The sequence below is a fragment of the Flavobacterium ustbae genome, assembly GCF_003946915.1.
GTDB lineage: Bacteria > Bacteroidota > Bacteroidia > Flavobacteriales > Flavobacteriaceae > Flavobacterium > Flavobacterium ustbae.
Window position 1 is genome coordinate 34791 of record NZ_RPOC01000018.1, and the last position, 19093, is coordinate 53883.

At 34.7% G+C, this 19093-nt stretch carries 15 protein-coding genes; 7 read left to right on the forward strand and 8 right to left on the reverse strand.

Annotated features, from left to right (window positions below; translation table 11 throughout):
* Window positions 1–69 precede the first annotated feature (69 nt).
* Window positions 70–375 (forward strand): GIY-YIG nuclease family protein, encoded by a 306-nt coding sequence (locus EG814_RS17785; protein WP_125723239.1) that lies wholly within the window; start codon window positions 70–72, stop codon window positions 373–375.
* Between the two features lie 524 nt (window positions 376–899).
* Here EG814_RS17785 and EG814_RS17790 read toward each other — a convergent pair.
* Together EG814_RS17790 and EG814_RS17795 are read right to left on the reverse strand one after the other, a co-directional pair.
* Entirely contained in the window at window positions 900–1586 is a 687-nt protein-coding gene (locus tag EG814_RS17790; protein ID WP_125723240.1) for a response regulator transcription factor, read from the reverse strand.
* Window positions 1583–2848 carry a sensor histidine kinase gene (locus tag EG814_RS17795; protein ID WP_125723241.1) on the reverse strand — a complete coding sequence of 422 codons (1266 nt, stop codon included), beginning with the start codon at window positions 2846–2848 and terminating at the stop codon, window positions 1583–1585. The genes EG814_RS17790 and EG814_RS17795 overlap by 4 nt, the downstream gene beginning before the upstream one ends.
* A gap of 164 nt (window positions 2849–3012) precedes the next feature.
* Between EG814_RS17795 and EG814_RS17800 the strand changes: the two genes are divergently transcribed.
* A complete protein-coding gene (locus EG814_RS17800; RefSeq protein ID WP_125723242.1) occupies window positions 3013–3429 on the forward strand; it encodes a DUF1573 domain-containing protein in 417 nt (138 codons plus the stop codon).
* Between the two features lie 310 nt (window positions 3430–3739).
* Complete coding sequence (locus EG814_RS17805; protein WP_125723243.1) at window positions 3740–5320, forward strand: L,D-transpeptidase family protein; 1581 nt, start codon at window positions 3740–3742, stop codon at window positions 5318–5320.
* Window positions 5321–5519: 199 nt separating this feature from the next.
* On the opposite strand, the gene EG814_RS17810 is transcribed toward EG814_RS17805, so the two are convergent.
* A complete protein-coding gene (locus tag EG814_RS17810) occupies window positions 5520–6023 on the reverse strand; it encodes a C40 family peptidase (protein WP_125723244.1) in 504 nt (167 codons plus the stop codon).
* Between the two features lie 212 nt (window positions 6024–6235).
* Here EG814_RS17810 and EG814_RS17815 point away from each other — a divergent pair, with 212 nt between their 5' ends.
* The 3 genes from EG814_RS17815 to bglX all read left to right on the forward strand — a co-directional run bounded on the left by EG814_RS17815 (window position 6236) and on the right by bglX (window position 11174).
* The gene (locus EG814_RS17815; RefSeq protein WP_125723245.1) at window positions 6236–7336 is read left to right on the forward strand and encodes an SGNH/GDSL hydrolase family protein; all 1101 of its coding nucleotides are present in this window, start codon (window positions 6236–6238) and stop codon (window positions 7334–7336) included.
* Window positions 7326–8708: a sialate O-acetylesterase gene (locus EG814_RS17820; RefSeq protein WP_125723246.1), complete on the forward strand. Its 1383-nt coding sequence runs from the start codon at window positions 7326–7328 to the stop codon at window positions 8706–8708. Before EG814_RS17815 ends, EG814_RS17820 begins: the two co-directional genes overlap by 11 nt.
* Before the next feature lie 171 nt (window positions 8709–8879).
* Complete coding sequence (gene bglX, locus EG814_RS17825; protein ID WP_125723247.1) at window positions 8880–11174, forward strand: beta-glucosidase BglX; 2295 nt, start codon at window positions 8880–8882, stop codon at window positions 11172–11174.
* 277 nt (window positions 11175–11451) lie between these two features.
* Here bglX and EG814_RS17830 read toward each other — a convergent pair whose 3' ends face one another.
* Window positions 11452–11652, reverse strand: a complete 201-nt coding sequence (locus EG814_RS17830) for a DUF433 domain-containing protein (protein WP_125723248.1) — start codon at window positions 11650–11652, stop codon at window positions 11452–11454.
* A gap of 429 nt (window positions 11653–12081) precedes the next feature.
* Between EG814_RS17830 and mgrA the strand changes: the two genes are divergently transcribed.
* Window positions 12082–13038 (forward strand): L-glyceraldehyde 3-phosphate reductase, encoded by a 957-nt coding sequence (gene mgrA, locus EG814_RS17835; RefSeq protein WP_125723249.1) that lies wholly within the window; start codon window positions 12082–12084, stop codon window positions 13036–13038.
* 122 nt (window positions 13039–13160) lie between these two features.
* Here mgrA and EG814_RS17840 read toward each other — a convergent pair whose 3' ends face one another.
* The 4 genes from EG814_RS17840 to EG814_RS17855 form a co-directional block, all read right to left on the reverse strand.
* The gene (locus EG814_RS17840; protein WP_125723250.1) at window positions 13161–15140 is read right to left on the reverse strand and encodes a glycoside hydrolase family 97 protein; all 1980 of its coding nucleotides are present in this window, start codon (window positions 15138–15140) and stop codon (window positions 13161–13163) included.
* 193 nt (window positions 15141–15333) lie between these two features.
* Window positions 15334–16623 (reverse strand): glycoside hydrolase 5 family protein, encoded by a 1290-nt coding sequence (locus tag EG814_RS17845; protein ID WP_125723251.1) that lies wholly within the window; start codon window positions 16621–16623, stop codon window positions 15334–15336.
* Window positions 16624–16699: 76 nt separating this feature from the next.
* A complete protein-coding gene (locus EG814_RS17850) occupies window positions 16700–17890 on the reverse strand; it encodes an AGE family epimerase/isomerase (RefSeq protein ID WP_125723252.1) in 1191 nt (396 codons plus the stop codon).
* Window positions 17891–17896: 6 nt separating this feature from the next.
* On the reverse strand, window positions 17897–19087 hold the full coding sequence (locus EG814_RS17855) for a glycoside hydrolase family 130 protein (protein WP_125723253.1): 1191 nt from the start codon (window positions 19085–19087) through the stop codon (window positions 17897–17899).
* Window positions 19088–19093 lie beyond the last annotated feature (6 nt).

Genomic DNA, 19093 nt, shown 5'->3' on the forward strand with positions numbered 1-19093 from the left:
TACAAATTTTCGGAAAAAATATTTACAGATTTTTCTTTATTTTTAACAGAATTGTTATTATTTAATTTTATGTATTTACAGGAAGGTTTTCATACCTATTTCATTTATATTTTGACTAATAAAGCTAAAACTGTTTTTTATACAGGTGTAACTAACGATCTCAAAAAGAGAGTGCAAAAGCACAAAGACAATATTTTGATGAAGAATAAAACTTTTGCTTCAAAATACAATGTAGAATTTTTACTTTATTATGAAAAATTTACATGGATTCAGGAAGCGATTGCCAGAGAAAAAGAAATAAAAGGTTGGACAAGAGAGAAGAAACTAACGTTAATCAAAACGATAAATCCTGATTTAGAATTTTTAGAGAACTAATTCAGGATACTAATTTAAGTCCAGTTTGTCATCCTGACGAAGGAAGGATCTTCGCAAGAAACTCCGCAATCTGAATCGGTAATCTGTATTTTAGCCTAGTTTGTCATCCTGACGAAGGAAGGATCTCCGCAAGAAACTCCGCAATCAAAATCGATAATCTTTGTCGAGCTACTTGCGAAGATTCCTCGTTCCTTGAAATGACAAATCTTTGCGATTATTCTGTGTGTTAAGATATTTTAAGTTTAGTTTGTCATCCTGACGAAGGAAGGATCTCCACAAGAAACTCCGGAATCTGAGTCGACAAACTTTGTCGAGCTACTTACGGAAATTCCTCGTTCCTCGGAATGACAAATCTTTGCTATATTCTGTGTGTTAAGATATTTTAAGTTTAGTTTGTCATCCTGACGAAGGAAGGATCTCCACAAGAAACTCCGCAATCAAAATCGATAATCTTTGTCGAGCTACTTACGGAGATCCTTCCTTCGTCAGGATGACAAGTATGACGTATATTTTATGCTTAGAATTTACCCAATAGAAAACCGAAACCCAATTCCGTGGAGGTTTTCAATTGAAATTCCTTGTTCATTGGCTAAAATTTTACGCAGACGCGAAATAAAAACATCCAGACTTCGTCCCATAAAGTAGTCGTCTGTTCCCCAAAGAGAAGTTAAGATTTGCTCTCTTTTCAAAACAGAGTTTTTATGATCTAGAAAAAGTTTTAATAATTCGGCTTCTCGTTGTGTCAATCCAATTTTTTCTTCCTCATTAAAAAGAATAAAATTTTTGGTGTCAAACTGATATTTTCCTACTTCGTAAATCGTTTTTGCAGGCGGAATATTTTTCTGCGAACGTTTTAAGAAAATCTCAATCTTGAGTAGTAATTCTTCAATACTAAAGGGTTTTACCAAATAATCATCGGCACCCAAACGCAAACCTTTAATTCGGTCTTCTTTTAAAGTTTTAGCCGAAAGAAAAATAATCGGAACATCAACATCTATTTTTCGAACTGCTTCTGCAAGCTGAAAACCGTCCATTTTTGGCATCATAATATCAAAAATGCAGATGTCAAACTCTTCTTCTTCAAAAATTTTAAGTGCCGATTTTCCGTCAGAACAATGAATAACTTCGTAATTATTCTGTTCCAAATTGTCTTTGGTTAAAAACGCAAGAGTTTCATCGTCTTCGGCATATAGTATTTTGAAGTTTCTCATTTTTTATAAGGAATTGATAGGGTTAAGGTAACACCTTTTTCTTGATTATTTTCGGCTTTTATTTTCCAGTTCTGCAGACTGCAGATTTCTTTTACATAATATAAACCAAGTCCAAACCCGTTAACTTCATTGCTCTTTTCATTTTGAACTCTATAAAACTTATCAAAGATAAAAGATATTTTTTTAGGATTAATCCCAATTCCATTATCAATAAACTCCAGTTTGAGACAGTTATTCTCTTCGGTAATTCTAATAGTAACTTCTGGCTTTTCATTACAGTATTTTATCGCATTATCTAGCAGATTGTAAACTAAATTTGCAAAATGAAAAGTATCTGTCTCTAAGACATAATCTTTAGAAGAAGATTCAATTCTGATGGAAGCTTCAGGATATTTCAGCTTAATATTTTCAATTGTTTCTTCGATAATAGGCACAATTAAAACGCTTTCTTTTTTTATCTCTAAAGGTGCATAATCAGATTTTGCGATATTTAGAATTTTTTCAATATGACCGTTTAATTTATTGCCTTGCGTAATAATAATATCCGTGTAAGTATATAATTTCTTGTCTTCTTTAATTGGTTTTTGTTCAATCAGATATTTAGAAGCAATAAGTATAGAAGCCAACGGAGTTTTAAATTCATGCGTCATATTATTAATAAAATCGCGCTGCAACTCTGAATATTTTTTATGCTGTAAAAGAGTAAAAATCGAATAAACGTAAATCAATAAAATCAGAATTAATGCCGTTGAAAGAATAAACCAAAATCGCATCGAACTGAATAAATAAGTCGTTTCATTTGGAAAACGAACGGCAAAATAATAAACCAGATTTTTATGTTTTGGAAAATAAACTGTCTTTTTACACTCTGATTTTTTCTTAGAAAGCGAAATATAATCACCATAAATCATTTCGTCACTTTGGCAATTGTACATGGCATACTCGAAATCGGTCGTGATATTCATTTTTTTGAATTCCGTTTTCAGATAAAATTCTAGAATATCAGGTTCAAACTCATTATCGACATTTACAATATAATAATCGTTTGCGATTTTCTGTACCGGATTCTGTACTGGAAGTTCGTGATTGGTTCCTTCGTATAATTTTTTAGCCACCTCAAGCAAAGCAAAATGCGCTTTCTGGCTCAGTTTTTTTTGTTCAATGGTAAAAGCCTCTTTTGTCCATAACAATTGTGCCACCAAAATACTAATAATGGCGACCAATCCTAAGATAATGATGCTGTTGAGTTTATTAATTTTCAAGAATAGGAAATTTTGAGAGTGTAATATTAATCAATTTTGGCCTGAAAATAAGCGATTAACAAGTCATTAACAAACGTTTGAAACCAGTTAACAGCGATTTGAAATTGTCTGAATTACCTTTGTAATATCAAGTTGAACTAAAAACCATTTTAAATATATCAGTTATGAAAATGATCAAAATTTCGATGTTAGCTTTGGCATTAGGGCTAATGTCTTTTTCAGCAATTGCACCAGTACAATCTTTAGTTTCTAAAACTGAAATTGCTGCAGAGGCTGGATCTACAATTGTTTGGAAAGCAGAAACAATTGATGTTGGACAAATTCCGCAGGGAACTCCAAAAGCAATTGTTTACGAATTTAAAAACACAGGAAAAACAGCTGTAGTAATTAAAAACGTGCAAGGATCTTGCGGATGCACAGCTACAGATTATACAAAAGAGCCTGTTCAGCCAGGTAAATCTGCAAAAGTTACTGCAACTTACAACGCTGCAAACAAAGGTGCTTTTACAAAAACAGTTACTGTAACAACAAGTGCAGAAACAACTCCAAAAGTACTTACTTTAAAAGGTACGGTTATTTAAGATTTTTTAATAGGTTGGTTATATGGCAAAAGCTCCAGACATGAAAATTGTTTGGAGCTTTTTATTTTTTGCTTTGTCTAAATTTTTACCGCAAAGAACGCAAGGATTTTAATGTAAAATTACACTTAGGATTAAGTTCGCAAAGCTTTGACACATAAGCTTTGCGAACTTAAAATATGTATGAAGAATATGCTTTCTATAAAAAACCTTTGCGCTCTTTGCGGTAAAAAAATCAAGCAAGAATAAAACACATTTCTTCTAAATTTTGATTTAATAGAAAATTTTTTACTTTTAATGAAAATTCTAAGCTATGAAAATTTGGTATTCGCCTCTTATTGCAATTGTGTTTTTTTCTTTTTTTTCGTGTAATTCTAAAGCAGATAAAAAAGAAGAAAATGCGATAAAAAAAGTTGAAAAAATTCCAGAATTAAAACTTACAATCGACAGCGTTCGCATTGCAAAATTTTATGAAAGTTATCCGAAACTCGATAAATTTAAAAGCGATGTAACCTCTTTATATCAAAAAAACAAATCGATCCAATTATGGCAAGACAATAAAGGAGTTGTAGAATTTGGAAACACGTTATTCAATCAGTACAAAAATCTGGATCAGGAAGGTTTAAAAACGAATTATCCGTATAATGAACAATTGAATTCGGTTTTTGAAAATAATCCAGCCAAAAAACTATCCAAAGAAGATACAGATTTACTGCTTTCTAACTTGTATTACTATTATGCCGAAAAAGTGTATGCAGGTTTTGACGAAAAAACAAGCATTTCTCTAGAATGGCTTTTACCTAGAAAAAAGGTAAACTACCAAACACTTTCTGATTCTATTTTTAAAAAATCGACCATTCTTGATGATAAGAAAAGAAAGATGTTCAGCCAATATTACAAACTTCGTGATGCGTTGAAAGAGTACAGACAAATTGAGAAAAACGGCGGATGGAAAACCATTGAAATCGCAGAAGATTTTAAAAGTCTGAAAGTTGGAGATTCTTCAAACACAGTTACGCAAATTAGAGAAAGGCTTTATGTAACCAAAGAGATTCAAGAAGATAATAAAAGTGCTGTTTGCGACACTACTTTAATGAAAGCGATTAAGAATTATGAGATCCGTCACGGTTATGTACCAAAAAATACAATTTTAAAAGAACACATTGCCGATTTAAATATTCCAGTTTCTGAGCGTATTAAAACCATTATTGTTAATATGGAACGCTGCCGTTGGATTGATCCTGAATTGGAGAAAGGGAAAAAATATATTGAAGTTAATATTCCAGAATTTAAATTGTATTTGATCGAAGACGGAAAGATTGTTTTTACGTCGGCTGTAGTGGTTGGTAAAACGATGAATAAAACGGTTATTTTTAGCGGAATGATGAATAATATTGTTTTCAGTCCATATTGGAACGTGCCGCCGAGTATTATTAAAAGCGAAATTAAACCGGGAATGGCAAGAGATAAAAATTATTTAGCAAAGAAAAATCTGGAATGGAATAATGGCGCCGTTCGTCAGCTTCCGGGCAAAAATAATTCTTTAGGTTTGGTGAAGTTTTTGTTTCCGAATTCAAGCAATATTTATCTGCATGACACGCCTTCTAAAAGTTTGTTCGAAAGAGAAAGTCGAGCGTTTAGTCACGGCTGTGTGCGTGTAGCAAAACCAAGAGAATTGGCCATCGAATTATTGAAAAATGATTCAAGATGGAATCCTGAAAAAATTGATAAAGCGATGCACGCCGGAAAAGAAAACTGGGTTTCTCTAAAAACAAAAGTTCCCGTTTATATCGGTTATTTTACAGCGTGGGTTGACCGCGAAGGAAATTTAAATTTCTACAAAGATATTTACAGCCGAGACGAAAGTTTGATTAAGCTTTTAACAGAAGAGTGATTTTTTTAGCCACGAATTTCACGAATTTCCACAAATTTCTTTTGCCACTCCCGATAGCTATCGGGATAAAAGGATTTTCACAGATTAATCCTTTTTAATCCTCTAATCTGTGGCAAAAATAAAATTTACGATAATTTGTGTAATTTGCGGTAAAAAAAAAAATTTGCGAAAATTCGTGAAATTCGTGGCGGAAAAAAAACTATTTATCCAAAACATCAATACACTTATAAAAACGTTTGGTATAATGTTCTGTATCGATCGCTGTTATGGTAACCTGCTGCGCTTTTCCCGACGAAGCATGAATGAATTTAGAATGCATTCCGTTGGCTTCGCAAATAATTCCCAAATGGCCGATAATCGTTCTGTCTTTATATCCATAAAAAACCAAAATATCTCCCACTTTAAAATCTTCAGGTTTTAAAGCCTTTCCTAAATTCTTATAACCGCTTGAACTTCGCGGAAGCGTTAATCCAAAGTTTTTAAAAACATAACTCACAAAACCTGAACAATCAAAACCTTTTTTAGGATCGCTACTTGCATATTTATAAGGAGTTCCCAGATATTTTTTAGCAAAAACGATTATGGAATCACGATTTATGTCAGATTGCGAAACAGAAATAGAATGCTCAATGTTTTTGTTTTGAGATTTTGCAAAACATGAGAATAAAAGAGCTATAAATAATAGGCGAAAAGTTGATTTCATTTTATAAAATAGTTGAATTGATAAAGATAAACGCTAAAATTCGAATTCCAAATAAATACAATTTGTTTCAGTTGTAAGAAATAACGTAAAACTCACCCAAAATGATGTGTTTATGTGGTGTTTTTTTATTACTTTTTGACATTTTAGTATCTTTTTAGATATTTTGTTTCCAATATATTTGTGAATCGTATTTATATTTTAACAAATAAATTATGTTTCTCAAAAAAATAGCACTTTTAATTTTGTTTTTGCTGATTTCTGCCATTTCGAGTTCACAAACTCAAAATGCCAATAAAACTTTCTTATATGGAGGAAGAATTGACAAGTTGCAAAATGATCAAGTTATTTTAATAGGAACTGCAGCTTCGGTTTCCTTCAATTTTACAGGAAATGAATGCTCGATTTCGCTTCAAAGTGTTGATTCTTATGAACATCATAATTATGTTCAATTGGTTTTAGACGGGAAATATGTAGGAAAGATTAAAATTGAAAAAGGCGCAGTTCAATCTTTTCCAATTAAAGTTACCGAAAATACTAAAACACATACTTTAGAAATTTATAAAAACACGGAAGCGCAAAGTGGAAATATTTTGTTTGCAGGAACAACTGCAAAACTGACTACAATTTCATTTAAAAAGAAAAAGAAAATCGAATTCATTGGCGATTCCATTACCTGCGGCGCGGCGAGCGATCCGTCTGATGTTCCTTGTGATAAAGGAGAATATATGGATCATCATAATGGATATTATGCATACGGACCAAGAATTGCCAGAGAAATTGGAGCCGATTATTTAATGAGTTGTGTTTCTGGAATCGGAATGTATCGCAATTGGAATGACGAGAATAAAGACGAAGCAATAATGCCCGACGTTTATCAGAATTTGTATTTAACAAAAGATACTTCAAAACCTAAATATGATTTTGCTTTTCAGCCCGATATTATCAGTATTGCTTTGGGAACAAATGATTTTTCTGGCGGAGACGGTAAAAAAGAGCGTCTGCCTTTTAACCCGGAAAAGTATATTTCAAATTACATCAATTTCATCAAAATGCTTTACGAACACAATCCGAATGTGCAAATTGTCATTACAAACAGTCCGATGGTAGGCGGTGAACGTGGCGTTGTTTTCGAAGATTGTTTGAATAAAGTTAAAGCCGCTTTCGCGAAAGATAAAAAACATAAAGAAATTCAGATTTTCAAATTCAAACCAATGACGCCAAAAGGTTGTTCAGGGCATCCTGATGTTGAAGATCATAAAGTTCTGGTAAGTGAATATGCTCCATTTTTAAAGAAGTTATTAAATGAAAAATAATATTTTTAAGTTTGTTTTCTTTCTATTGATTTCCAGTACTATGATGGCAAACGTGGCTCTTCCGAATATTTTTGGCGATAATATGGTTTTACAGCGCAACTCAGAAGTGAAAATTTGGGGCTGGGGAAATCCTAAAGAAGAAATTAGACTGATTTCAAGCTGGAACAATCAGGAATATAAAACCGTTACCAATAATCAGGCAAAATGGGAATTAACGATTAAAACTCCAGAAGCCGGCGGACCTTTTACAATTTTTATAAAAGGCTATAATGAAGTCGTTTTGAAAAACATTTTAATTGGCGAAGTCTGGCTTTGTTCAGGACAATCGAACATGGAAATGTCGGCAAGCTGGGGTATCGAAGATGGCGAAGAAGAAATGAAAAACGCTACAAACCCGAACATTCGATTTTTTACTGTTCCAAAATTAACAGCTACAACTCCGCAAAATAATCTATTAGGAAACTGGACAGAGTCGACTCCAGAAACCATGAAATATTTCAGCGCAATTGGCTATTTTTTTGCGAAACGTCTTCGCGAAGAGTTGAAAAATGTTCCAATCGGATTAATTTCGTCCAACTGGGGCGGAACTCCAGCCGAAATCTGGATGCCGGAAGAAGTCGTAAATAACGATCCGCTTTTATTAGAAAATGCCAAAAAACTAAACGAACAGGAATACGGACCAAGACAGCCTGGACGTGCGTACAATGCGATGATTTATCCAATTGTTGGATTTAAAATTGCAGGAACACTTTGGTATCAGGGAGAATCTAACGTGGGATCTTTGGTTTATGATAAAACTTTGGGCGCTTTAATTACTTCGTGGAGAAAAGAATGGAAAGAAGATTTCCCTTTTTATTATGTTCAGATTGCGCCTTTTAAAACAGGAAGTAATAATTTCTCAAACGTAACGGTTCGAGATTCGCAGCGAAAATTATTAAAAGAGGTCAATAATGTCGGAATGGTTGTAACAAGCGATATTTCGGATACGATTGACATTCATCCAAAAAATAAAAAATCGGTTGGAATTCGTTTGGCAAACTTGGCTTTGACGAATGTTTATAAAACCAATTCTAATTTGGTAAACGGCCCATTATTTAAAGGTTTTAAAACAGAAAAAAACAAAGCGATAATTTCTTTTGATTATGCTGACGGACTTTATTTTAAAGATAAAAAATCGAATCAATTTGAAGTCGCAGGAGCAGACGGAATTTTCTATCCAGCTGAAGCTTCAATAAAAAATAATGAAGTGATTTTGACGAGTAAAAAAGTTGTAAATCCAGCAAAAGTGAGATTTGCCTGGGGAAATACAACGCAGTCAGATTTGTTTAACAAAGCGAATTTGCCGGCTTCTTGTTTTAGTTCTGAATTTTAGATTTTAGAATGTAGATTTTAGATTGTCAGGCTGAACGAAGTCGAAGCCCGCAAAGTAAAGACACAAAGAAAAAAACTTTCTGACTTTGAGCCTTCGTGGCAAAAGAAAAACCTTAGAATCTCAGCATCTCAGCACCTTAGAAGCTTTTGAAAAACTAACTAAACCATATATATGAAAAATAAAAAAATAATAACCATTGGGATTTTTGCCCTGTTTACTGTTGGAAATATGAATGCACAGAAGAAACCGTATTTGGATAAAAATAAAACGATTGAACAGCGTATCGATTTGCTTTTGCCGTTAATGACTTTGGAGGAAAAAGTAGGGCAGATGAATCAATACAACGGTTTTTGGGATGTAACAGGGCCTGCTCCAAAAGGCGGAACAGCCGAATTAAAATACGAACATTTAAGAAAAGGATTGGTCGGTTCGATGCTGACGGTTCGTGGTGTAAAAGAAGTTCGTGCCGTACAGAGAATTGCGGTGGAAGAAACAAGATTGGGAATTCCGTTAATCATTGGTTTTGACGTAATTCATGGTTATAAAACGTTAAGTCCGATTCCGCTGGCAGAAGCGGCGAGTTGGGATTTAGAAGCAATTAAAAAATCGGCTGCCATTGCGGCTGACGAAGCTTCGGCATCTGGAATTAACTGGACTTTCGGGCCTAATGTTGACGTGGCAAACGATGCGCGTTGGGGACGTGTAATGGAAGGCGCGGGAGAAGATCCGTATTTGGGAAGTAAAGTAGGTTATGCAAGAGTAAAAGGTTTTCAGGGAGAAACCGTTGCCGATTTAGCAAAAGTAAATACCATTGCGGCCTGCGCGAAACATTTCGCCGCTTATGGTTATGTTGAAGCGGGTTTAGAATATAATATTGTAGATATCAGTAATTCTAAATTGTACAATTCCGTTTTACCTCCTTTTGAAGCGACGGTTGAAGCAGGAGTTCGCACGTTTATGAATTCATTTAATACGCTGAATGGTATTCCTGCAACAGGAAATGCCTTTTTGCAAAGAGATATTTTAAAAGGAAAATGGAAGTTTGACGGATTTGTAATTTCTGATTACGCTTCAATCCGCGAAATGATTCCGCATGGATACGCTAAAGATGAAGCCGATGCAACGGCAAAAGCTGTAATTGCAGGTTCTGATATGGATATGGAATCGTATTTGTATGTAGCAAAATTGGTTGATTTGGTAAAATCAGGAAAAGTCAAAGAAGCTTTGGTAGATGATGCCGTTCGCAGAATTCTTCGTGTGAAATTTGAATTAGGATTATTTGATGATCCGTACCGATATTGTGATGAAAAACGCGAGAAAGAAGTTGTTGGAAGCAAAGCCAATAATGACGGTGTTTTGGATATGGCCAAAAAGTCAATTGTACTTTTGAAAAATGATAAAAATTTGCTTCCGCTAAAAAAATCCGGGCAGAAAATCGCTTTGATTGGTGCTTTAGCAAATGATAAAAACAGTCCGTTGGGAAGTTGGAGAATTGCAGCCTCAGATGATACTGCTGTTTCGGTTTTAGAAGGAATGCAACAATACAAAGACAATAAACTGACTTTTGAAAAAGGAGTTGATTTACTAAAACAAAAAGCAACTTTCTTAACTGAAACTGTTTTCAACACAACAGACAAAAGTGGTTTTGAAGCGGCAAAAAAAGTAGCAAAAGAAGCAGACGTTGTCGTAATAGTTTTAGGTGAATATGGTTTTCAAAGCGGTGAGGGAAGAAGTAGAACCGATTTGAATCTGCCAGGTTTACAGCAGGAACTATTAGAGGAAATTTATAAAGTGAATCCGAATGTGGTTTTGGTTTTAAACAACGGACGTCCGTTGAGTATTCCGTGGGCAGCAGAAAACGTTCCGGCAATTGTTGAAGCTTGGCATTTAGGAACTCAAACCGGAAATGCTGTAGCGCAGGTTTTATACGGCGATTATAATCCGAGTGGAAAATTGCCAATGTCGTTCCCTAGAAATGTAGGTCAGGTACCAATTTATTACAACAAATACAGCACGGGAAGACCAATTGACAGCGATAAAAACGTTTTCTGGTCGCATTATATGGATGTAGAGAAAACGCCTTTATTTCCATTTGGTTTTGGTTTGAGCTATACTAAATTCGATTATAAAAACTTAAAACTAAATAAAACCGCTTTCGCGAAAGGAGAAAAAGTAGAGGTTTCTGTTGAGGTTACGAACTCTGGAAATTATGATGGAAAAGAAGTGGTACAGTTGTATATTCATGATGAATTTGCAAGTATTGTTCGCCCAATCAAAGAATTAAAAGGTTTTGAATTGGTTGATTTGAAAAAGGGCGAAACCAAAACCGTAACCTTTACTTTAACCGATAAAGAACTTGGTTTTTATAATAATGAAGGGAAATATTTGGTTGAACCTGGAACTTTTAAAATCATGGTTGGAGGAAGCTCTGATAAAGGTTTGCCTGGTGGTTTTGAAATTAAATAGTAAGTTTTTTTGCCACGAAGACACTAAGACACAAAGTTTTTTTATGATTTTGTAATGATTTAATCTCGCAAAGTCGCGAAGTCGCAAAGTTTTTGAATAGCCCCTAGCTTCAGCTAGGGCAATAAGTTTTGAAGCTCAAAAGGCTTTAGCCAAACTCAAAAAGTTTGGCTAAAGCCTTTTTATTTGTGTTAATATTTTTCATCCAGCTAAAGCTGGAGGCAATTCATCTTAATTTATAAAGAAAAACTTTGCGTCTCTGCGCCTTTGCGCGATTAATTTAATTTGCAGCAAAAGCAAGAGAAGCAAGTATATGTTCTCTTTTCAACTCAGGAAAATCCTCAATAATTTCTTCAAAAGACATTCCTGTAGATAGCCACGAAAGAATATCAGAAACACAAATTCTTGTTCCTGTAATGACAGGTTTTCCAAATCTGATATCAGGATCTATTGAAATTAAGTTTTGCCAGTTCTTTTCCATATTTTTTTTTATTTCAAACAAGTTTACAAAATTAAATGTGATTTAGGATATGAAGTTTTTTGCCACGAAGACGCTAAGACACAAAGTTTTTTTATGATTATGTAATGATTTAATCTCGCAAAGTCGCGAAGTCGCAAAGTTTTTGAATAGCCCCTAGCTTCAGCTAGGGGAATAAGTTTTGAAGCTCAAAAGGCTTTAGCCAAAGTCAAAAAGTTTGGCTAAAGCCTTTTTATTTGTGTTAATATTTTTCATCCTAAAGCTGGACGCAATTCATCTTAATTTAAAAAGAAAAACTTTGCGACTCTGCGCCTTTGCGCGATTAAAAATCAGCAGAACACAATTTTAAAATAAACTTAGTGACTTTGTGCCTTCGTGGCAAAATTTCGTATTTTTAAAATCTATTTAAACTCCAACTATTAAATAAAAAAAATGAAATATAACAGATGCGGCAGAAGTGGCTTATTACTTCCTGAAATTTCCTTAGGATTATGGCATAATTTCGGCTCAGTAGATAATTTTGAAAATGCCGAAAGTATCGCCATTGAAGCTTTTGATAAAGGAATTACCCATTTTGATTTAGCAAATAACTACGGCCCAGTTCCAGGTTCTGCAGAAGAGAATTTCGGGAAAATATTATGGCATAATTTTCAAGGGAATCTGCGTGATGAAATCGTAATTTCTACCAAAGCAGGTTATACTATGTGGAATGGTCCTTATGGTGATTGGGGTTCCAGAAAATATCTTTTATCGAGCTTAGACCAAAGTTTAAAGCGAATGAATATTGATTACGTTGATATTTTTTATTCACACCGTCCAGATCCTGAAACTCCGATTGAAGAAACCATGATGGCTTTAGACCACGCGGTTAGAAGCGGAAAAGCTTTGTATGTCGGAATCAGTAATTATTCTGCTGAACAAACGAGAGTTGCGGTTGATATTTTAAAGCAATTGGGAACACCTTGTTTGATTCATCAAGCGAAATATTCGATGTTGGAGCGTTGGGTAGAAAACGGTTTATTGGATGTTTTAGAAGAAAAAGGAGTAGGCTGTATTGCGTTTTCGCCTTTGGCACAAGGACTTTTAACAGACAAATATTTAAACGGAATTCCTGAAAATTCGCGCGCGCATAATCCAAACGGGCATTTGAGAGAAGATGAGGTGACGCAGGAACGCATTCAGAAATTGATTCAGCTGAATGAAATTGCGCAGAATAGAAATCAGTCTTTGGCACAAATGGCTTTGGCTTGGTTGCAGAAAGACAAACGAATTACTTCAGTTTTGATTGGAGCAAGTTCTGTAAAACAATTGTGTAATAATATAGATTGCCTTCAGAATACTGAATTTACGCATGATGAATTGAATGCGATTGAAGAAATTTTAAAATAATATTAGACAAAGTATTTCTGTAGAGACGCACCGCAGTGCGTCTACATCTCGTTTACATAACGCAATAAACCCGACAGGTTTTAAAACCTGTCGGGTTTATAAAAATTATAGAAAAAGATTTTTTATTGAATAATCATCGCCAATCCGCCACCGTTTGCCAAGTGATATTTTATTTTAGAATTTGAATCCACGGTTATAATTTCTCGTTTATAATCTACCGCCGCTTTATCAGCATTTAAACCATCTGAGAAAACTTCTGCCTGGAATTTTTTACCTTTTTCAAGGAAAGAAAAATCAATTGTGATATCTCTGGAATCCCAATTTGTAATAGCTCCTAAATACCAAGTATTTCCCTTTTTTCGGGCAATTGAAACGAGTTTTCCAACTTCGCCATCTAATGCTGCAGTTTCATCAAAAGTCGTCGGAATCTTAGCAATAAAATCGGTGCTTTCCTGCTCTTTCATGAAAGCAGTAGGACTATCGGCCATCATTTGCAGAGGCGCTTCAAAAATCGTATAAAGTGCCAATTGATGACATCTTGTTCCCTGGCTCATTGGAGTCGAATGACTTGGTTTGAATTCGCTTTTGGTTGCATTTCGCATCGCTCCCGGTGTGTAATCCATTGGGCCGGCCATCATTCGGATAAACGGAATTGTGGTATCATATAATGGAACATCATCGTTTGGTGTCCATTTATTATTTTCAAGACCTTTTACGCCTTCAAAATTTAAAATATTTGGAAATGTACGCTGAATTCCAGTTGGTTTGTACATTCCGTGGAAATCCAGAATCAGTTTATAATTTGCCGCTTTCTGCGAAATATCATAAACCGAATTGACCATTTTTGCGTCATCACGGTCCAGAAAATCAACCTTAAAACCTTTAATTCCTAAATCGGCATAATTTTTTAGAATTCCGTCTGTGTTTTTGGTCAAAGCCATCCAAGAACTCCATAAAATAAGACCGACATTTTTTTCTTTTCCGTAAGCGATTAAAGCTTCCAAATCCACATTCGGATTGTGTTTCATAATGTCTTCTTCCAAACTCCAGCCTTCATCGAGAACCACGTATTCAACTTTATTCTTCGAAGCAAAATCAATATAATATTTATACGTCTGTGTATTGATTCCGGCTTTAAAATCGATGTTGTAAATATTCCAATCGTTCCACCAATCCCAAGCTACTTTTCCAGGTTTGATCCACGAAATATCTTTTATTTTTGAAGGTTCAGCTAATTTTTGAACCATATCATTATTGGCTAAATCGGCATCATTTTCAGAAATCACAATTGCTCGCCACGGAAAATTTCTCGTTCCTTTTGTTTTGACTAAATAATCGGCTCTTTCAGAAATTAATCGGTTAATGTTGTTGAATCCGCCGTTGGTTTCTTTTGTTGGATATTTAGAAAAACGAGATTCAAAACCCGATTTGTCTTTGTTGTTCGTTACAAATAATCCTGGATAATCTTCTAGGTATGCTTCTAAGAAAACCGCTTTTTTCTGATTTTTATAATTAACTAAAAACGGAAGAAAAGCTAAAGTATCTTTAGTGAATTCGCTGATTTTTTTGTTTTCGTAATGCGCTTCAAAAGACGAAATATAAGGATCTTTCGGATTTCGTAAATCACGAACATAAGGCATTAAAGTCGAATAATCCTGATCGAAATTCAAGCTTACATTTTCCCATTTAACCGTAATGTCTTTTTTCTTTTTAGTCACAAATCGATACGCCGCACCATCATCAAAAACGCGATATTCAATACTGAAATCATTTTTGAAATTTATAGTCAGTTGATTGTATTGATTTTTTACTGACTTCTTTTTGTACAAAGGCGTTTCAAAAGAAGTATTTACACTTTCTTTCTTCGAATTTAAAACCACAGGGTTTTTGCCTAAAACTTCATTTTGATCCAAAGTCAAAGACATTTCTGACGGAGCTAAAATCAAATCTTTTCCGTTAGAAATGGTCCAAGAAATTTTATCATTCACAGAAACTGTAACTTCAACTTTTCCATTTGGAGAAGTCACTGTAAAATCTTGTTTCTTCTGCGAAAAAGAAATATTTACGAATATGAAACAAAAAAGAACAAATATATTTTTCATGCTGGGTGTTTTTTTGAAACCATATAAGTTATATAAGTTCATTTAATAAATTTTGCTTTTTAAGCTTTTTCTAAAATAAACTTATATGACTTATACTGTTTAAAATGATTTTCTATGGACTTATATGTTCTAAAACTTTCTTTAGGCAAGCCAATTTAAATGAACTTATATAACTTATATGGTTTAAACTATTTTATTTTTTCTTCAATTCTAAATTGTATTTTTTTACAATTTCTAATGTTGATTTGTCTCCATTAAAAACCGAATTTAGACCTTGTGGTTCTTGCGGAGGATCGGTTGTCAACGGCTCGCCAGGATTCCATTTTCCGTCTGGGTGAATGGCTTTTCCTTCACCGCCGTAACCCCAGAAATTGGCAGCTTGCAATGGGCCATTATTTTTACGGCTTTCTACCACTCTTCCAAAAATATAGCTGTAAAATTGATCACGATAAACAGAAGGCGCTCCCGCATTTAGATTCTCATTTTCTCTCGGCAATCCAAATTCTTCAATAATAATTGGTCTTTTCAGATTATTAGCCACTTTAATGTGATCGTCGATATATTTTTCAGCGTTTTCAATTGTTTTTGGCATTGTCGCTTCGGCATTATCGGCTTTAAACCAGTTCCAGTTTTTCGGCCAAATATGCATCGTCAGATAATCAATATTTGGATTTTGATGTGTTCTTTCAAAAATTTCCATGCTGTCGTTAGAACTGTTTTTTCCTTCAGAACCTGTAGAAACCAAATGATTTTTGTCTAAACTATCAATTAAATCTACAATAGTATTCAGCCATTTTGTGAATTTAACTTCATTTTCGATTGTAAAAAGTCGCGGTTCATTTCCGACCTGCCATGCCATAATCGTATTGTCTTCGTTGTATTTCTTTTTAGAATAAGCATTGGTTCTTCCAATAATAAATTTCACATGATTGTTCAATGCTTCCATACAAGGTTCACAGCTGTGAAACTGCTCTGTATACGACATAAACTGTGGCCAAGTATTTGGCGGAATTGCAGGAACCGGAACCGGACCTTTGCCATTCCATTCTAAATATTGTGACATTCCGCCCGACCATTCCCAATTGTTGGTTAGGTATAAAACAGCATACATATTGCGTTTTTGCATTTCATTCAATAGAAAATCCAATCCGTCTAATAAATCTTCATCATATTTTCCCTGCTCGTATTGCAAAGCTGGACGAACGGTAAAATCGTATTTTCCGCCATCTGCTCCAACCAAAACACGAAGGTTATCGATTCCATTTTTCTTCATTACATCCAATTCGCGTAAAAGTCTTTTACGGTCGCCAATTTTTTTAGACGCCAGCATACTTCCGTACCAATAATTGGTTCCAATGTAAGCGTATGGTTTGTCGCCTTTATAAAATTCGTTTCCTTTTACCGTAATTTTTTCCTGCGCCTGACAAGCAATTGCAGAAAAAATCAAGACTAATGACAGTGTTTTTAGAAATCTGTTTTTCATAATTTATATGTTGAAATTAAACCTATTAGGTTTTTCTGTGCTTGAAACTTGAAACTTGAAACAAATAATATTAACATCAGTCTTCAATTCGATTTATCAATTCTAAACAAGCTCTTCCGTTATGATACGGGCATTTCCAGAATCCGGCTTTGTCTTTTTCGATTAAAGAATAATCACGGTAAAGACCCCAAACCCATTCGCCGTTCTTTTTGTCGAGAATGTAATTTTTGATAAAAGACCAGTTTTTCTGAACAATATCTAGATATTCATCTTTTCCCGTTAATTGATAGGCATTATAAAAACCAATTAAAGCCTCGGCTTGAGGCCACCAGTGTTTTTCGGCAATTAATTCTTTGTTTTCAGGATCGTATTCGTACCACAATCCGCCATCAGAATCTAAACCTTCTTTGGTGACTTCGGCAATTTGAATGGCGTGTTTTTTATAATTGGCAATCAAAGTCTCATTTCCTGAAATTTCGGCACATTGCTGTAAAAGCCAAGCCGCTTCGATGTCGTGTCCGTATGAAATAACATCTGGTTTTTCTTTCCAGTTTTCATCAAAAAACAAACGCAAATGACCTGTTTCGGTATTAATGAAATATTTTTCGATTGTTTCTAATAATTCTACAATGTCGGCAAGCAGTTTATCGTCTTTCCAGACTTTGTATAAGTTCGCATAACCTTCAATAATATGAAGATGCGTGTTCATCGTTTTCTTTTCGTTGGCATCTTTTTCGCTTAAACGTAAGTCTTCAATGGGTTGCCAATCTCTGGTAAAAGCTTCAAAATAACCTTTGTTTATAGGATCGTAACTGTGTTCTTGAATTTTAGAGTATAAGTTTTTAGCAATTTCTAAAGCTCTTTCATCCTGAGAAATCGAATAATATTCAGATAATCCGTAAATGGCAAAAGCCAATGTGTAAATCTGATTTTTGGTGTCTTTTGGAGTTTTATCCTCATTTATACTCCAAAAAAGACCTCCAAATTGAGTGTCATAAAAATAAGCTGCAAGAAATTCAAATGCTCTTTCTGCCAGTAATTTGTGGTTTTCGTTTTTTGTGGTCTTGTAACTGGCAGAAAACGTCCAAAGGATTCGGGCGTTTAAAATCGAACCTTTTTCTGCATTTGCAATCCAATGATCATTAAAATCGATTTGCCCGACAAAACCACCATTTTGGTCATCAATAGTTCTTTGCGACCAATAGTTTAGAATAGAATCTAGTTCTGCGGTGAGTTCCGATTTTAAAAGCTTTTCTTGTAGTGACACGATATTTTAAATTGCGTTATTTTTTTCGATTTGATTAATAATAGTCTGAACAGAACCTGCAGAAATAAAAGTGTCTGCTGGCGTATTGATTACATAATCGACCAATTTTTCTACAGAAGAAACCGCTACGTGCATGCGTGTATCTGAAGAGGCGTAATAAACGTAAACCGTTCCGTCTTCATCTTCGATCCATCCGTTAGAAAATAAAACATTCGAAACGTCGCCGACTCTTTCAATTCCTTCTGGCCCCATAAAATGTCCGGCTGGAACATGCGTTACTTTAGAAATATCATTCAAATCGGTCATAAATATATATAGAGTATAGCGTAATCCTGCGGCAGTATTTCGAACTCCGTGCGCCAGATGCAACCAGCCTTTTGAAGTTTTGATAGGAGCAGGGCCCAAGCCATTTTTCAATTCGTAAATAGTGTGATATTGTTTTCCGAAAATGATTTTTTCGTCTTTTACAACTGGATTTGCCATGTCATCAACATAACCTAAACCAATTCCGCCTCCAGAACCAACATCAATAAAACCGTCTTGCGGACGCGTATATAAAGCATATTTTCCGTTTACAAATTCTGGATGCAGCACCACATTTCTTTGTTGTCCTGTATTCGAAATCAAATCTGGAAGTCTTTCCCAGTTTACTAAATCTTTAGAACGAACGATTCCTGCATTGGCTACAGCCGAACTTGTATCGCCTTTCGGTGCTTTAGGATCTTTTCTTTCCGTACAGAAAATTCCGTAAACATATCCGTCTTCGTGGTTAATCAGACGCATATCGTACACATTTGTGTCTGGTTCTTCCGTTTGTGGAATCACGCACGGTTTATCCCAAAATTTGAAATTATCGATTCCGTTTGGACTTTCCGCAATAGCGAAAAAAGATTTTCTGTCAATTCCTTCTACGCGAACGGCCAGTAAATATTTTCCGTTCCATTTCATTGCGCCAGCATTAAAAGCGGCGTTAACTCCAATTCTTTCCTGTAGAAAAGGATTTGAATTTTCGTTAAAATCAAAACGCCAGTTTAATGGAATGTGCGCTGCGGTAACAACTGGATTTTTATAACGTTCGTATATACCATTTCCAACTGCTTCTTGAGGCTCGTTTTTTTGCTCAAGCAGTGTTTTATGTTGTTTTTCTAATGCCGATTTTCTTTCTAGAAAAGTGGCTGAAGAGGTTATTGTTGTCATAAATTG

Coding starts and splice junctions, on each gene's coding strand:
- EG814_RS17855 (WP_125723253.1), bottom strand. CDS start 19,087: ATGACAACAATAACCTCTTCAGCCACTTTTCTAGAAAGAAAATCGGCA.
- EG814_RS17820 (WP_125723246.1), top strand. CDS start 7,326: ATGAAAAATAATATTTTTAAGTTTGTTTTCTTTCTATTGATTTCCAGT.
- EG814_RS17845 (WP_125723251.1), bottom strand. CDS start 16,623: ATGAAAAACAGATTTCTAAAAACACTGTCATTAGTCTTGATTTTTTCT.
- EG814_RS17800 (WP_125723242.1), top strand. CDS start 3,013: ATGAAAATGATCAAAATTTCGATGTTAGCTTTGGCATTAGGGCTAATG.
- EG814_RS17810 (WP_125723244.1), bottom strand. CDS start 6,023: ATGAAATCAACTTTTCGCCTATTATTTATAGCTCTTTTATTCTCATGT.
- EG814_RS17815 (WP_125723245.1), top strand. CDS start 6,236: ATGTTTCTCAAAAAAATAGCACTTTTAATTTTGTTTTTGCTGATTTCT.
- bglX (WP_125723247.1), top strand. CDS start 8,880: ATGAAAAATAAAAAAATAATAACCATTGGGATTTTTGCCCTGTTTACT.
- mgrA (WP_125723249.1), top strand. CDS start 12,082: ATGAAATATAACAGATGCGGCAGAAGTGGCTTATTACTTCCTGAAATT.
- EG814_RS17805 (WP_125723243.1), top strand. CDS start 3,740: ATGAAAATTTGGTATTCGCCTCTTATTGCAATTGTGTTTTTTTCTTTT.
- EG814_RS17785 (WP_125723239.1), top strand. CDS start 70: ATGTATTTACAGGAAGGTTTTCATACCTATTTCATTTATATTTTGACT.
- EG814_RS17840 (WP_125723250.1), bottom strand. CDS start 15,140: ATGAAAAATATATTTGTTCTTTTTTGTTTCATATTCGTAAATATTTCT.
- EG814_RS17830 (WP_125723248.1), bottom strand. CDS start 11,652: ATGGAAAAGAACTGGCAAAACTTAATTTCAATAGATCCTGATATCAGA.
- EG814_RS17790 (WP_125723240.1), bottom strand. CDS start 1,586: ATGAGAAACTTCAAAATACTATATGCCGAAGACGATGAAACTCTTGCG.